We start from the raw sequence: 16,020 nt of genomic DNA, 5'->3' as shown, positions 1-16,020 counted from the left end.
TTTAAAAGTGATTTCAAACTCACAAGAGCTGTCTCTGAAAATTATGAAGAATGGAATGAAAACAGGATTGAATCAAGGCAGCAGCAGTTGTCAAATGTTGCAGTTGGAATATGGCGTATTGATTTCAATGAATGAATAATTATTTCGAAACACTCCCCGATCTGGAGGAGCGTCTAATCAAAAAAATTAAAACCAATTGATAATACACTTGGAAATGATCACTGCAGAGATGTGTGGCTGAGGATGCAATAAAAGGCTGAAAATACTTTTGTTTTTTTAAAAGGATTATCAAACAATGTCTCTCGAATATGTAAAACACGACAAGCTGTTTCTAAAGAGCCATCCAATTCTTAATGAAAGATGGCTTCAGGGTATTATTGCTGATGATCCGGCAATTCTGGGTCTTGGGGATCTGGCCTTAAAAGATGTCGAGAGATCAACTGTGTATGGCAGACTGGATTTGCTCCTTAAAGATGATGAAACTGATACACGATATGTGGTAGAGATTCAGTTGGGAAAGGTGGACGAGTCCCATATTATCAGAACCATTGAGTACTGGGATGAGGAACGAAACCGGTATCCACAATATGACCATATAGCGGTAATTATAGCAGAAGATATTACCAGCAGGTTTCTGAATGTAATCAGTCTGTTTAATAAGGCAATACCGATTATTGCCATACAGTTAAATGCATTACAAATAGATGGTAAAGTAGTTTTGAACTTTGCAAAAGTAATGGATTTGGCCCAGAGGCCAGATGATGAAGTAGAAGAGAAAGCAGAACCGACCGACAGAGAGTTTTGGTTGAAAAAAAGCTCCCGGGAGGTGTTAGAAACAATGGATAAGTGTATTACACTGTTGCAAACAGATAACCCGGTGTATAGGGAAAACTATAACAAACGGTATGTTGGCATTAAGGATGATTACAAATCTAATAATAAGGTCATTTTTTATCCCAAAAAAAAGCATTTAAGAATAGGGTCAAAACACACCAATAGAGAGTTTTGGCTTGATCAGCTGGAGGAGGCCGGAATAACTGTTTTCAGAGAAAAGAAAAGCAAACGGGTTCATTTTCGAATCAATCAGGAAGAGTTGGAGAACAACAGGGATTTGATGCTAAGTTTGTTTAAGGATGCATACAGTTATGAAACGGAGGTTGAATAATAAACAAGTAGGTGGTAAACTAGGCAATATAAAAGGCAACCTATGCTGTGGATTCGCTCTGCACAAACTGTATACCCATACCTTTTAGGGGCTGAACCAGATTTCGCTCAAGACTGGGTATTCGCCGTTACCAACAATGAGCACCAATGTACCCTTTCACATGGAACCTCATGAAATCCGGATAAGTGTAAAATAAACTTTACCTTTTACCCGTATTATGGTATATTCGTTGCAATAACGTATATATAAATTGTATTTGAGAGTATGAACATAGACGGGGGCATTATGAGCTTTAACGGCACCATAATCAAATCTAAAGCCAAAGAAGCCGGATACACTCTTCTACGATTAGCCCAGGAATTGGGCGTTTCGCGACAGACGATCAACGCCTGGTCCACCGGGGTGGTTCCCCGTGGAAGCCATTTGGTGAAGCTGTGCTCCATCCTCAATATGAAACCGGGTGATTTCTTTGCCCAGCCTACCGAAAGTCTGCTCTCGGTACCGCTTCACCGCACAATTAGAAATGTGCCGGTTTCGGCCTCTATGCGAGAGTCTTCACAGCAACTGGCACAGCAATATCTCAACCTGTTTCGACAGGCGCCAATTGTCGAAATGCTTCCGGTGCTTCGGGTAAAACAAAAAAAGACTGAAAATGCCGAAATTATTGCAAATAAACTTCGGGAGTTTTCCGGTATCGGAGATGACAAGCCGATGGATTATAAAAGTGCATTCCGCTTGCTCTCCCGCCTCGGAATTTATACTGTTTTCCGGGAATTTCCTGTAGGCCTCAGGAAAAAATCCTATGCTTTCTATTCGCGTATTTCGGGACACCGGGTGGTATTCGTTAATATCGACATCTCTCCGCTTGATCTGATTTTTCAGCTTCTTCATGAAACTGTCCACGCAATAAGGGACGAGGAACCGGGGGCAATTGATGTCGTCGAAGAAGAGAAACTCTGCGACAATGTCGCAGAACTTACTCAGTTCCCCGATTTTTACGCAAACACTGTTGGTCGTTACATAACCGAATCTGATGATCAAGGTATCATTATCAACCGAATGAAAGAGGTGTCGCGGAAAAACCAACATTCACTGTTTGGGATATACTACAGGTTAAAGCACAAGGGTATGATGCCTGATGGGGTGAAAGTGGGTGGCGCGGCAACGAACCTGAAAACAGGCGTGCCTGTATTGAGAAAAATTCTCTTTTCTCATGAAAATCCCCGGCACTATGTGGATATGCTTTATGAGCTGTCTCCCAATTTCATGAAACTTATCCAGGCACAGGTGCCTCAATGCTCTATAAGAAAATTGGGAGAATGGCTTGGACTGGATACCTCGATGGATGCACAGGAGGTTATGAATGAGATTTCATACCGAAATGAGCAGCCAAAGGGGTAGGGCTGATGTTCATTCTGTGCGACACCTCTTCTATTCTTATGCTTTTGCGAATAGCCCCCGATATGTTCATAGATGAGCGTTATGAATGCAAAACAATTCGGGTGGTTCATGACGAGATTGTCAGAACTACCAAATTCAAGGTCAAGTATCCTTGGATGCGGGAAATGAGGGCGAAGGTAAAGCCGATGGTCCTCAATGAGAAACAAAAACAAACGGAAACTGCCTATTGGGAAACTATACACGCCCTGAATAATTTTGGCACTGTGAATAATAAAACTGGCCAATTAATCGATTTAAGCTGGGTAGATATTGGCGTTATATCGCATGCGCTGGCACTTGAATACAAGATTACTTCAGGGGACGTTAACCTTTTGCAATTCGCCCGACAGGAATTCAAAGAAGAATTTCGGGGTAGTGTATCGCCTCTGGAAATGATCAATCATTGGCTCGAATCTGGTGTGATTGAATGGGATGAGGAGAAACAACGGTATATATCGGCATGGATGGGCGACAATGAACATCCCCAGCCACCGAAGGAAAAAAAACGTTTCCGGCACTTAGCTGGCAACAAATACACCGGCAGTTAGTTGGTTCTGGAACCTCTGGAAGTAGCCCGGAAGCTCAGTTGGGTGTACAATTTTACCAAATTTTTGATAGAAGACCAAAAGGCGGGCAAATCTACACCCCTATGCGGCTAGAATTCGAAATATTGGGACCGCAACTTTCGCCCCTTATGCATTTCCTAAAAGGGATCATAAAATCATTGACACAGTTACCTGATATCATTTATATAATGTAGTACTTATTTCACGCACTTTGACAAAGTTCGGTTGTGTGCCTCTTTCAGACCTGCATGGTTTTTAGAATACTCAGTTTTTGTTTATAGCGAGTCACGGGCTTTGGCTGAGAATCTTAAGGTCTCTTCAGTACACAAGAAGTTTATTGAAGTGGGCTGGTTTTTTGGGCCTTAAAAAGTGCAGAAATAATATCGGGTGAAACAATGTGAGTCTGAGGGCTGGATATCAGATAGTCTCTGCCACCGGCAATATTTTTCTTCATGAATTGAACTTGGGAGACAAAATGTACAACCAACATCCCGAACAAATCGCCAGAGACAAAATCGACAAAATGCTCATTGATGCGCAATGGGTTGTTCAGTCAAAGGATGAGGTGGACCTTTCGGCGGGTAAAGGCGTTGCTGTTCGTGAGTACAATACTGATGTTGGGCCTGCTGATTACGTTTTGTTTGTGGATAAAAAGCCTGTTGGAATCGTTGAGGCCAAGCGGGAAGAGGAAGGGCACCGTTTGTTGGTTGTAGAGGAGCAGACTTCTGCTTATGCAGAGGCTAAGTTAAAATATCTCAATAATGATCCGCTTCCTTTTCTGTATGAAAGCACCGGTACACTCACCCGTTTTACTGATAAAAGGGATCCAAAGCCACGGAGCAGAACTGTTTTCTGTTTCCATACACCCGAAACAATTGCAAAATGGTTCAAACAGGGGAGTAGTTTACGTCAAAGGCTTCTCGGTTTGCCATCTCTGGATCATACAGGATTACGCCCTGCTCAGATCGTTGCCATAGAAAATCTCGAAGAATCCTTTAGGAATGACCGGCCACGGGCATTAATCCAGATGGCTACCGGTTCAGGGAAAACCTTTACCGCAGCCACTTTTATCTACCGTCTGCTCAAATTTGCCGGTGCCAGGCGGGTTTTGTTTCTGGTTGACACTAAAAACCTTGGTGAACAGGCTGAACAGGAGTTTATGACGTTCCAGCCAACTGATGATAACCGTAAATTCACCGAACTATACAATGTCCACCGTTTATCATCGGGTTACATCGCTTCAGACAGTCAGGTCTGTATCTCAACCATTCAGCGGTTGTATTCAATTCTAAAAGGTGAAGAATTGGAGGAGAGCGCAGAGGAAGAGAACCCCAATGAAAGTACCTGGATGCAGCAGCAGATGAGTAAAAAGCACCCTGTGCCCGTTGAATATTCATCAAAAGTGCCCATCGAACAGTTTGATTTTATTGTTATCGATGAATGTCACCGCTCCATATACAATCTGTGGAAACAGGTGCTGGACTATTTTGATGCCTTTCTGATTGGCTTAACAGCAACACCTGACAAGCGAACCTATGGATTCTTCAATGAAAATGTGGTCAGCCAGTACAGCCATGAAGAATCGGTGACCGATGGGGTAAATGTCCCTTATGATGTGTATACCATTGAAACGGAAATAAGCAAAAAGGGTGAGGTTATAAGAGCCGGCTGGTTTGTTGACCGCAGGGATAAACTGACACGTCAGAAACGGTGGCAGCAGGAAGATGAAGACACTGAGTACTCAAAAAATGATCTGGATAAGAAGGTGGTAAACCCAAGCCAGATAAGAAATATTATCAAAGAATTAAAGCGGGCCTTAAAAACGGAACTGTTTCCCAACCGCTTTGATGAAAACGGCGATTATGAGGTACCCAAAACACTAATTTTTGCCAAGACCGACAGCCATGCAGATGACATCATTAAAATCATCCGTGAAGAGTTTAATGAGAGCAATGATTTCTGTAAAAAGGTAACCTATAAAGCAGCCGAAGACCCCAAATCTGTACTAAACCGTTTTCGTAATTCCTACTATCCCCGTATTGCTGTAACTGTTGATATGATTGCCACGGGTACGGATGTAAAGCCCCTGGAAGTGTTGCTTTTTATGCGGGATGTGAAAAGTATCAACTACTTTGAGCAGATGAAAGGCCGCGGTACCCGAACTATCGATAATGATAAACTACTGCAGGTTACCCGCATGGCTAACAGCAAGACCCATTTTGTGATCGTTGATGCTGTTGGGGCAACCAAATCAAAGAAAACAGACAGCCGCCCACTGGAGCGTAAGCCTTCTGTAGCAATGAAAGACCTGTTGGGTGCAGTCACAATGGGAGTTGAGGATGAAGATCTTTTTTTGTCTCTTTCGAACAGATTAATTCGGCTGGAAAAACAGATCACCGATAAGGAAAAGGATAAAGTGCTTCAGTACTCAGGCGGTAAAAACCTCAAACAGATTACCAAGGAGCTGATTACTGCCTTTGATCCCGATGCAATAGAAAAGAGAACAGCGGAAAAGATTGAAAAAGTCCCTGTTCAGGACAGAACGCCTGAAAAGGTGGAAGAGGCCCAAAGGTGCGCTCATCAGGAGTTGATCCAGCAGGCTTCGGGTACCTTCAATGGTAAACTCAATGAATATCTGGAAAACGTGCGAAAAGAGCACGAACAGATCATTGACCATATCAATATTGATACTGTCACAAAATCAGAATGGGACTCTTTTACGGTTGACAAAGCCAAGGAAACCATAAAGGATTTCACTGAGTACCTCCAAAAAAACAGCGATGAAATCAAGGCGTTGAGTATTTTCTATAACCAGCCATACAACCACCGTAACATCACCTTCAGGATGATTAAAGAGGTAATGGAGAAACTGAAGCTGGAAAAGCCTCTTTTGGCACCTGATTATGTCTGGAATGCTTATACTACGGTAGAAAACGTGAAAAGTAAACAGCCCAGGGATGAATTGACAGCGTTAGTCTCCCTGATACGGCGTGTTTGTGGTATTGATAATGAGCTCAGGGCATTTGATAAAACCATTGATGAGAATTTCAAACAGTGGATCTTCAGACAAAACGCCGGCCAGCACAACCGTTTCACCCAGGAACAGATGGACTGGCTGCGCATGATTAAAGATCATGTGGTAAGCTCCTATCACATTGAAATGGATGATTTGGATTACACACCCTTTGATGCTCAGGGTGGGAGAGGGAAGATGTATCAGTTGTTTGGTAATGAGATGGAGGGGATTATTGAGGAGTTGAATGAGGTGTTGGCGGCGTAAAACCATTGTCTGAATTAGGATTGGTAGGATTAATGGATTATAAGATTATTATGAGGAGAAATATTCCCATATTCATGAAAATCTGTGTGGTTTGGGGTTTGTAGGATGAACGGATTATAAGATGGGATACTGAGAAAAAAATCCTATAATCCTCAAATCCTATAAATCCCAATTCAGACATTTTCCCAGCAAAAGGATAATCAAATAAATCCCAATGAAGAATCAACAACTAACCCACAAAATTATCGGTTGTGCCATGAAGGTGCACTCCACGCTCGGAAACGGGTTTCAGGAGGTGATTTATCAGAGGGCTTTGGCCATTGAAATGGCTAAGCAGGGGCTGAGCTTTCAGCGTGAAATGGAAATGGACATCCATTATGAGGGTGAAAAGATAGGAACAAGGCGTGTTGATTTTTTTTGTTGAACGTGAGATTATGGTGGAACTGAAAGCACAGATAAATCTGGAAGATGTGCATCTAACACAGGCAATGAACTATTGCCAGGCGTATAACCTGCCCATTGGACTGCTCATAAATTTCGGCTCCAAAAGCCTGCAGTTCAAAAGGGTTTATAATGTCAATCACCCGGACAACAAAAAAATCCTATCATCCTCAAATCCTATAAATCCCAATGCAGACAATGGAGAGGCGGTGTGATGAGAGAAGATTGGGAAAATATTTTATACAAGGATGCTGTTTTTAAAGTATCAACTACAAAACATAAACTAAAGCAAAAAGAATACTTGAATAGCGGCCGATACCCTGTTGTCGATCAAGGACAATCCATAATAGGTGGTTACACAAATGATAGAGAAAAGCTTTTAGATTGTAAATTGCCTGTAGTAGTGTTTGGCGATCATACAAAAAAAATAAAACACATCAATTTTCAATTTGCACCTGGTGCTGATGGAACAAAGATTTTAGAGCCTAAGAACGGAATTCATCCAAAGTATATTTCATTATTAACTGAAATCCTTGTTTTTAAAATAAAGGACAAGGGGTATGCAAGACATTACCAGCATATAGAAAAGGAGTATCTTCCTTTAGCCCCTCTCCCCATCCAACGCGCCATCGTAACCAAAATCGAAAACCTCTTTGCCTCCCTCGATAAAGGCATTGCCGACCTTAAAAAAGCACAGGAGCAATTGAAAGTGTACCGGCAGGCGGTGTTGAAAAAGGCCTTTGAGGGGGATCGTTTCTTTAAACTTAAAATTGAAGAGATAACAGAAAAAGTTCAAATTGGCCCGTTTGGCTCTCAATTACATAAGTCTGATTATATAAAAAATGGTGTCCCATTAATAAATCCTATGCACATTATTGACGGAAAGATACTACCAAGATTTGATTTTTCAATCACAATGGAAAAGAGAAATCAATTACCGAATTACATTTTAGAAACTGGGGATGTAATCATTGGGCGCAGAGGGGAAATGGGAAGGTGTGCATTAGTTACAGATAAAGAAAATGGATGGTTTTGTGGAACAGGAAGCTTGTTCTTAAGGCCTGTTAAATCAAAAATCTATTCACCCTTTTTATCCTGCTATTTAGGGAGCCCAATAGTAAAGGAATATTTAACTGGCAGCGCAACAGGAACAACTATGATGAATCTTAATAAAAAGATTATACAAAACGTTCCTATACCTGTTCCAAGTATATCAGAACAAAAACAAATAATCAAAGAAATCGAATCCCGCCTCTCCGTCTGCGACAAAGTAGAACAAAGCATCAACGAAGGCCTGGAAAAATGCGAAGCCCTGCGCCAAAGCATCCTCAAAAAAGCCTTTGAAGGAAAACTGCTAACCGAAAAAGAAATAGAAAAATGCAAACAGGAAGCTGATTACGAACCGGCAAGTGTACTGCTTGAAAAGATAAAGAAGGAGAAGAAAAACAGATGACCGACTCTGCAATCATTTCAAAAATATGGAACCTTGCCAATGTCCTTCGTGATGACGGGGTAAGCTACGGTGATTATCTGGAGCAGATAACCTATCTGCTTTTTTTAAAAATGGCAGATGAGCTGAATAAACCACCTTACAATAAAGGTTTAAAATTCCCCCGCCTGAAAGATGTGGAAGGCAAGCAGATAAAGGGTGGCGATTTTTGTGACTGGGAAACACTATCCGGCAAAAGAGGTGCTGAACTGGAAGCATTTTACAATCAGTTGCTTCGCACCTTAAGCTCCGAAAAAGGAATTTTAGGGCAGATATTCACCAAAAGCCAAAATAAAATACAGGACCCAGCAAAGCTCTCCCGTGTGATAAACATGATCGACCAGGAAAAATGGTCAACCATGGGCGCCGATATCAAAGGCAAGATCTACGAAGGCTTATTGGAAAAGAATGCCGAAGATACCAAATCCGGTGCAGGGCAATACTTTACTCCCCGTGCACTTATCAAAACAATGGTCAAGTGCATTCAGCCCAAACCAATGAAAACCATTGCCGACCCCGCATGCGGTACAGGCGGATTCTTTTTGGCCTCCTATGACTGGATTGCAGAAAATCATAAGTTAGACAGGGAAGAGAAAGAATTTTTAAAGAATAAAGCTTTTCACGGAAATGAGATTGTCGCCAATACCCGCCGTTTGTGTCTGATGAATATGTACCTGCATAACATCGGAGAAATTGAGGGTGAAAGCTACATCTCACCCAATGACGCACTCGTGGCCGATGATGGAAACCGTTTTGATTATGTACTTACCAATCCTCCTTTTGGAAAGAAGAGCTCCTACACGGTTACCAATGAAGAAGGTGAAGCGGAAAAAGAGGACATAAGTTACAACCGCCAGGACTTCTGGGAAACAACATCAAACAAACAGCTTAACTTTCTGCAGCATATTAAAACCATGCTGAAAGTTACCGGTAAAGCGGCCGTTGTACTGCCCGATAATGTTTTGTTTGAAGGGGGAGCAGGTGAAGAGGTCCGAAAACAGCTCATGAAAACAACCGATCTGCATACGATCCTGCGGCTGCCAACCGGAATATTTTACCGTCCCGGTGTTAAGGCAAATGTGTTGTTTTTCGATAACAGAGCAGCAAGCAAGGAAGCCCACACAAAAGAGATCTGGTTTTACGATTATCGTACCAATGTTCATCATACACTGAAGAAAAAACCATTGGCTTCATCAGATCTGGAAGAGTTCGTTAAGCTCTACAATCCAAAAAACCGCCATAAGCGAAAAGAAACATGGAGCGAACAAAACCCCGAAGGAAGATGGAGAAAATTTACCTATGAGGAAGTGCTGGCCCGCGACAAGACCAATCTTGATATATTCTGGTTGCGGGATAAAAGCCTCACCGACCTCGACAACCTGCCCGATCCTGATATTCTGGCAAGTGAGATAATTGAGAATGTGGAATCAGGATTAGAAAGTTTTAAAGATCTTCTGGTTACTATAAATAAAACATCAGAAGAGAGGGAGATAACCGACTGAGACCATATCTTTGCCAAGCAGATCTGTAGACTAGAAAAATAATTAAGGATTAAGGATTTAAATATGTATAAATTACTTACAAAAAATCGGGACATTCAGGACGAAATTAAGAAACTCTTTTCAAAAGCTTCTGAGATAAAATGCGCTGTGGCATTTTGGGGAAAAGGGGCAGCTAATATTTTCCCATGTAAGGACAACGTGTCAATACAAATCGTATGTAATTATACTTCTGGTGCAACGAACCCGGAAGAAATAGAAAAAATTAAAAATCAACTGACCACAAAAAACAGTGATGTTAAAATGAATAATATTTTACATGCTAAGGTTTACTGGACTGATCAAGGTGTTATAATTGGTTCTGCAAACGCCTCTTCCAATGGACTTGTTCTTGAAGATAAGGAAATAACTGGTTGGGAAGAGGTGTCTGTTTATACCGACGATAAAAAAGTCATACAAGAAACTAAAGGGTGGTTTGATAATCAAATATGGCCAAATTCTAAGCCGATAACGAAATCTGATTATAATGCTGCTATAAAGCGCTGGGAGACAAATAGAAAAACAAGAATAAACAACAAGAACATTACTTTTTTGGACGCTCTCAAAAGTGGTGTTTATTTGGACAGAAATATATACATTATAATAGATTGTCTTATGTTAAAGTCTGAGCAAATAGAAGAAGGGAATAAACAAGTAAATATTGCAAAACAAAATGTACCTTTTCTAAATAATAAAAGCATAGAATACTGGTATGGTTACGACTCTATACCCAGGGACGCAACAATTTTTGATTTTTCACTTACTAATAAAAAAATAGAATGGGAGGGCTTATATTATACATTACCTGAAAAATATGACAGTCCTAAAGATCAAGAAGGTTTGAGTTATCAATTCTGTGAGCAAATACAGCCATCATCGATCCCAATGCCGATTAGCCATTTTAATTCTTTAAAGAAATCCGTTATTTTGTATTACCAGAACCAATTGAAAAGTATAACTGATGATAAAGGACTTGAAATATCGTTTGATGAGTTTTACAAAGAAATTATAAAGAGAAAATTATACTAACAAGGAGTAATGATATTCTTCCACAACTCCGCGAAGACGCCCTCTCTTACGGATCGGGCTATCAGCTTGCAGACGTGCCGGGACCGGAGGTTTTGATTGTTACTCCGCGCTTTTAGCATAGGGTAGGAAACCCCCATGCTGATATAAAAAGCCTTACAGGCTATTATACCGATGTCCCTGGGATTAGAGTTCGTTTCATTCTGACCTCATCCCCTGTACTTCGGCTGCCGCTCAGCAACCATCCCCTTCTCCCACGGAGAGAAGGGGGACCCCGTTCAGTAGCCTTTGTTGCAGGAGTGGTGTTTGGTTTGGTATCACCCACTCCAGTCACAGGGATGGGACCGGAGCAAATCTCAATCAATCAAATTCAAATCCGATACGCCATACCCTAAGATTCTAACCGGTTTTTGACAGAAATCAGATCGATGATCTGTGCGAACCGCACTGAAACTTATCCTATCATGACCAAAGCTCGTCTTTTTGTTTGTATTTCGGCTTTATGCTTGGATCTAACCCATCATAATTGAGCGAACAGACTGTTTTACCTTATTACTACTCCCCATCTCTTTGGACATTTTAATTATATAGTCGCGAAATGCTCCAATTAAACCATTGATTGAAGCTCCTCCATAGGTGATCAGTCTCATTTCAATTTAAAATAGAGCTCCTCCATAGGTGATTAGTCTCATTTCAATTTAAAATAGAGCTCCTCCATAGGTGATTAGTCTCATTTCAATTTAAAATAGAGCTACTCAGTAGGTGATCAGTCTCATTTCAATTTAAAATAAGGCAATTTCAGTAGTTTATTGGCTCAATTTAAACATGTTTACTCGCTGGATTATTTTACTGTAAGTCAGGCAATGAATAATCCTGGATTAAAGCTATATCCGCACAAAGAAATTGGCGTTGGTACAGCAAACTTTAGCTCCTATTCCACCTATTTGCAGATTCCTGTGGGTAATTTTGTTTCGGGTATTCGCCTGGGTGAACGGGAAGAAAACTGGTGGGATTACGAAAAACCACGGGTAAAAACGGAGGCATGGTTACACGCTAAAAACGCACGGTTCTTTACGGGAATTTCAGGATACCTGTCTTTGAGGAATAAATTCAGTTCACAACTAAGCTATCTGAACGCTTCATTAGATACAGTATCTGTGACACCGTTGAAAGGAAAAGAAGACTATAATTATGGGATAAACGCTACCGTTAATGTTACAGGAAATCAGTTTGTTACAACCAGTTTTAGAAGCTCAAAGGAGAGATAATCCAATGAAGACTATCGGCCCTACATAAACAGACTAAATCCCAAAAAAAAAATTTTACTATAAAAACCAGATTAACGAGGTAGGTCTTTCCTATATTCTGAAATTCGAAAGCATTGTACGGTATGCAGAAGCAACGCTCACCTCACGGCAAATAAATAGGAAGTATGAAACTACCACCATAGACACTTTTTATACGGCAGTATACGGATCTTCACTTGCCTATGATACGACTTTCAATCAACATAATTATACCGATAAAATTCTAACACTGGCTTTATCATCATTTCTAAAATCGGACATTGCTTTATTCGGGGTAGCATCGATACCAAGACTTACTTTCAGGAAATGGTTTGATTGGTATTACATTGTAAACCTACCTTTAATCATTACCTGGGAACCGTGGAAAATTTACTGCTGGAGCGAGAATTGATGTAAATATAGCGTGGAATTTTAGCTCCAATGTGTTCGATATGAATTATGCAACTCCAAAATCACTCTTTTTAGCCTATCGTGTAAACCAAAAACTACGATTGGCTTCTCTGTATGAACTTGATCAAAGAAACACTGACAATACGTTTGCCTTGAAAATTCATTGGGCTTTATGATTATTGTAGCTATGAGCTGTGAGCGTCCCCATATAAAAATGAAAGGAGCGACGAAGAAACCGCGGGGACAACAATCCCAATAACTTCAATTAGTTAGAATGTGTGATTAATCTTAGTAATTACTGATAATTCCAAATTAATCCGTCGTTATTTATATTACACAGTTCTTCAGCAAAAAGTACCCGGGAAAAACGACCGTAGCATACACAATTTCGCTAATTTTCACAACCCGGGTCTGCAGCGAAAGGAATCACTATGACGTTTGAAGAGATGGTGCAGTTGGCCAAAGAGCGAAAATTTCAAATGCCGGAAGAGAGTTCCACCACTCAGTTATTCAAAAAGGGCACCCATGCCATTGGCAAAAAACTGGTGGAGGAAGCGGCTGAATCCTGGATGGCTGCTAATTACGAAAGTGATGAAAATCTCGCCCTCGAGCTCTCACAGGTTCTTTACTATGTAGCGGTAATGATGGCGGAAAAAAACCTTTCTTTAGATGAGGTGTATGAAAAATTATGATTAAAATAGCTTTGCCAAATAAAGGGATGCTCTTTGATCCCACCATAGATCTGTTTCGTGCATGTGGCTATAAGGCATCAAAAAGTCGCAAATCTCTTTCGAGTGCTGATCCGGATAATGGTGTGGAATTCTTTTTTCTGCGCCCCGACGATATCCCCATGTATGTGGGAAAGGGAATTATCGATGCCGGGGTTACGGGAATCGATTTTGAAGCTGAAGCGGGTATGTTGTGCGAAAAGGTTCTCGATCTGGAATTTGGGAAATCAAAACACTATGCGGCGGTTCCCAATGACTGTGCCATTAAAACTCTTGATGAGCTGCGTGATAAACGAATCGCGACAAGTTATCCTGAAATAGTGCGCAACTATTTCGGTTCGCCTGCACCGGAGATCATACCGCTTACCGGAGCTGTTGAAATCAGTGTGAGTCTGGGTGTGGCCGACGCTGTGGTGGATGTGGTCGAAACTGGGACTACCTTAAAGCAAGCCGGCCTTCGTATTTTAGGTGAACCGTTGTTTACCTCCCAGGCTGCTCTTTTTGCTCATCCCGGCAGGGCTGGCCTTGGCGACATTGTAACGCTCAAAAAACGTCTTGAAGGAAAACTCGTTGCTAAGTCATGGATGATGATTGAATATGATGTTGGTGATGAAAACCTTAAAAACGCCTGTAGTATCACACCAGGATTATCTTCTCCTACCATAAGCCCGCTTTATGAAAAGGGATGGTATGCTGTTAAAGCAATGGTGAAAAAATCGGATGCGAATCTTATAATGGATAAATTATCCGATCTTGGCTGTAAAGGAATACTTTTAACTGATATAGAGAGCGCCAGGATATAGTTACTTGATAGCGATGGGGGAGGGGCAGAGGACGAGTGCGATCAGTTATGGTTCGTAAACTGATCCGTCTTTTCTGGTGATTGAGATATAAAGGGTACACGCATCGGGTGTGTAACTGTTACAATTTAAAGAAAAAAGCAGAGGGTGCTGAATAAACCTATTGTGACAAACAGTTACTAAAAGGCCTAAGCAACTCTCGACTTTTTCTGCCGGAGCCTGGGATTGAGGTAATTGAATTTATAGAAAAGCCCTCCGAAAAAAATCTTCAGAAGAGCGCTCTTTACTCCGGAAGAAGACAGGGCGCCTCCGATAGCTTGTTTTGCTACACGAGGGTGAAACAGTAAGAAAATGGCCGATTTGAGAATGATGAGGGTTATGACCTTGCGATTAAAGGAGCTTACCCATTTTTCAAGCTGAGCGGGAGAAAAATCACTGGTCCGAATCATCCGGCGGGCAAAAAGCTCTCCCCTGAGTCCTTTTCCGATTTGGGGCAAAACCGGCTCAGTGAGGAATCCTTTTTCTTGGCACATCTCAAAAAGAGAAGTGCCGGGCAACGGCCTTGCCAGACAAAGGTGAGGTATAACATCATACAGCGCAAGCATCTTTAAAGCATAGCGAAACGTATCCACTATCTCCCTGCGGGTCTCGCCGGGAAACCCGACCACGTAGAAAGCGTGTACATCAAGCCTGCAGCGCTTTGCATACCGGGCTGATTTCGTTACATCATCGAGCCTGAGATTTTTTTTGACTATAGTATCAAGAACTTTTTGATTACCCGATTCAATGCCAAATATCAGATAGGTGCATCCGCTTGCCTTGACTTTTTCCAGCAAAGCGGGTGGAAGCCTGTCTGCCCTGATTCCGTTTGGTGTATCCCATGTGATGTTCCACTCTTTTGCAAGCAGCGCATCCAGAAACGTTTCAAAACGTTTGGGGTCAAGACCCAGATTGTCGTCTTCAATATGAAAATGGCGTACTCCGTAGTGCAAAACAAGTAGCTCCATGTGCCTCATAATATAGCCAACCGAATGGTAACGCCAGCGTCTTCCCATATGCAGATGATTGCCGCAAAAAATGCAGCCAAAGGGACAACCCCGTGACGTTATCAATGATACCTCGCGGTGAGACCCGGGATAGGCGAAAGAAAACCGGGAGGGAAATCCTGCTTTTACAAGCTCAAAGGACTTCTCCAGATCAGCAAGATGGTAAGCAGGCAGGGGAAGCTTATCCAAATCCACCAGAAAGGGGGCCAGCTGGTTACATTGTAACTCTCCCTTTCTGCAATAAGCCAGATTGGGCACCTTCAAGAGATCCCCCCCCTTACTAAGCGCTGTGCACAATGATAGCACTGCTGACTCGCACTCTGCGCGCATAATATAATCCACCGGGCTACCATCATAAAGAAACGCAGAGGGCTCGCTTGTGGCATGTGGCCCACCTACTACTATATAAGCAGATGGCAGGTTTTCTTTTATAACCTCCGCGCATTTTATGGTACAGGAAACAAAATCGGAAAATGGGTTTGTTATCCCGACCAGGTCGGGGGCGCACTCCCTGACCCTTAGAGCCACCTTATCCCAGGACGCCCCCACATGATAACTGCCATCCCGATCCGGCCTGAGATCCTCAATTTCCAGATCACTCAACGCATCATATAACACCACCTCGTGTCCGACACTCTCCAGGTTCGCCCCCAGATAGAGAAGGCTTAGTGGCAGACCGAACCGGGGGCCAGACGGGTAAGTAAGGTTTTTACAGAAACTGGGCGGCCTCACAAGACAGATCTTCATGGTTTTGGGCTGCGCTTTCTTCGGTGAAATTAAGAATAGATCTCTAACATACAAAAT

At 42.0% G+C, this 16,020-nt stretch carries 12 protein-coding genes; 11 read left to right on the top strand and 1 reads right to left on the bottom strand.

Features of this window, described 5'->3' with window-relative positions:
• The first annotated feature begins 295 nt into the window (after window positions 1-295).
• The 11 genes from QA601_07760 (at window position 296) to hisG (ending at window position 14,173) form a co-directional block, all read left to right on the top strand.
• Window positions 296-1,165, top strand: coding sequence for a hypothetical protein (locus QA601_07760; protein ID MDG5814967.1), 870 nt, complete (start codon window positions 296-298; stop codon window positions 1,163-1,165).
• A gap of 285 nt (window positions 1,166-1,450) precedes the next feature.
• Window positions 1,451-2,566, top strand: coding sequence for an XRE family transcriptional regulator (locus QA601_07755; GenBank protein MDG5814966.1), 1,116 nt, complete (start codon window positions 1,451-1,453; stop codon window positions 2,564-2,566).
• 5 nt (window positions 2,567-2,571) lie between these two features.
• Window positions 2,572-3,153: a hypothetical protein gene (locus tag QA601_07750; protein ID MDG5814965.1), complete on the top strand. Its 582-nt coding sequence runs from the start codon at window positions 2,572-2,574 to the stop codon at window positions 3,151-3,153.
• A gap of 493 nt (window positions 3,154-3,646) precedes the next feature.
• Window positions 3,647-6,451, top strand: a complete 2,805-nt coding sequence (locus QA601_07745; protein ID MDG5814964.1) for a type I restriction-modification enzyme R subunit C-terminal domain-containing protein — start codon at window positions 3,647-3,649, stop codon at window positions 6,449-6,451.
• Between the two features lie 404 nt (window positions 6,452-6,855).
• Window positions 6,856-7,107 carry a GxxExxY protein gene (locus QA601_07740; protein ID MDG5814963.1) on the top strand — a complete coding sequence of 84 codons (252 nt, stop codon included), beginning with the start codon at window positions 6,856-6,858 and terminating at the stop codon, window positions 7,105-7,107.
• Window positions 7,107-8,345 (top strand): restriction endonuclease subunit S, encoded by a 1,239-nt coding sequence (locus tag QA601_07735; GenBank protein MDG5814962.1) that lies wholly within the window; start codon window positions 7,107-7,109, stop codon window positions 8,343-8,345. Before QA601_07740 ends, QA601_07735 begins: the two co-directional genes overlap by 1 nt.
• Entirely contained in the window at window positions 8,342-9,883 is a 1,542-nt protein-coding gene (locus tag QA601_07730; protein ID MDG5814961.1) for a class I SAM-dependent DNA methyltransferase, read from the top strand. The genes QA601_07735 and QA601_07730 overlap by 4 nt, the downstream gene beginning before the upstream one ends.
• A gap of 63 nt (window positions 9,884-9,946) precedes the next feature.
• Window positions 9,947-10,948 carry a phospholipase D-like domain-containing protein gene (locus QA601_07725; protein ID MDG5814960.1) on the top strand — a complete coding sequence of 334 codons (1,002 nt, stop codon included), beginning with the start codon at window positions 9,947-9,949 and terminating at the stop codon, window positions 10,946-10,948.
• 806 nt (window positions 10,949-11,754) lie between these two features.
• Window positions 11,755-12,213, top strand: coding sequence for a hypothetical protein (locus QA601_07720; GenBank protein ID MDG5814959.1), 459 nt, complete (start codon window positions 11,755-11,757; stop codon window positions 12,211-12,213).
• A gap of 860 nt (window positions 12,214-13,073) precedes the next feature.
• Window positions 13,074-13,334 carry a phosphoribosyl-ATP diphosphatase gene (hisE, locus tag QA601_07715; GenBank protein ID MDG5814958.1) on the top strand — a complete coding sequence of 87 codons (261 nt, stop codon included), beginning with the start codon at window positions 13,074-13,076 and terminating at the stop codon, window positions 13,332-13,334.
• Complete coding sequence (hisG, locus tag QA601_07710; protein ID MDG5814957.1) at window positions 13,331-14,173, top strand: ATP phosphoribosyltransferase; 843 nt, start codon at window positions 13,331-13,333, stop codon at window positions 14,171-14,173. The genes hisE and hisG overlap by 4 nt, the downstream gene beginning before the upstream one ends.
• Window positions 14,174-14,358: 185 nt before the next feature.
• Here the strand turns inward: hisG and QA601_07705 are convergent, their stop codons facing one another.
• Entirely contained in the window at window positions 14,359-15,963 is a 1,605-nt protein-coding gene (locus tag QA601_07705) for a radical SAM protein (GenBank protein MDG5814956.1), read from the bottom strand.
• Window positions 15,964-16,020 lie beyond the last annotated feature (57 nt).

The organism is Chitinispirillales bacterium ANBcel5, from assembly GCA_029688955.1.
Taxonomy (GTDB): domain Bacteria; phylum Fibrobacterota; class Chitinivibrionia; order Chitinivibrionales; family Chitinispirillaceae; genus Cellulosispirillum; species Cellulosispirillum alkaliphilum.
Note: the sequence above shows the minus strand (reverse complement) of the source record. Positions and strands in the feature narration are given on the sequence as shown.

Bases quoted from the DNA above. Each gene is read 5' to 3' on its own strand.
- QA601_07760 (MDG5814967.1), top strand. From the start codon at position 296: ATGTCTCTCGAATATGTAAAACACGACAAGCTGTTTCTAAAGAGCCAT.
- QA601_07755 (MDG5814966.1), top strand. From the start codon at position 1,451: ATGAGCTTTAACGGCACCATAATCAAATCTAAAGCCAAAGAAGCCGGA.
- QA601_07750 (MDG5814965.1), top strand. From the start codon at position 2,572: ATGTTCATTCTGTGCGACACCTCTTCTATTCTTATGCTTTTGCGAATA.
- QA601_07745 (MDG5814964.1), top strand. From the start codon at position 3,647: ATGTACAACCAACATCCCGAACAAATCGCCAGAGACAAAATCGACAAA.
- QA601_07735 (MDG5814962.1), top strand. From the start codon at position 7,107: ATGAGAGAAGATTGGGAAAATATTTTATACAAGGATGCTGTTTTTAAA.
- QA601_07730 (MDG5814961.1), top strand. From the start codon at position 8,342: ATGACCGACTCTGCAATCATTTCAAAAATATGGAACCTTGCCAATGTC.
- QA601_07725 (MDG5814960.1), top strand. From the start codon at position 9,947: ATGTATAAATTACTTACAAAAAATCGGGACATTCAGGACGAAATTAAG.
- hisE (MDG5814958.1), top strand. From the start codon at position 13,074: ATGACGTTTGAAGAGATGGTGCAGTTGGCCAAAGAGCGAAAATTTCAA.
- hisG (MDG5814957.1), top strand. From the start codon at position 13,331: ATGATTAAAATAGCTTTGCCAAATAAAGGGATGCTCTTTGATCCCACC.
- QA601_07705 (MDG5814956.1), bottom strand. From the start codon at position 15,963: ATGAAGATCTGTCTTGTGAGGCCGCCCAGTTTCTGTAAAAACCTTACT.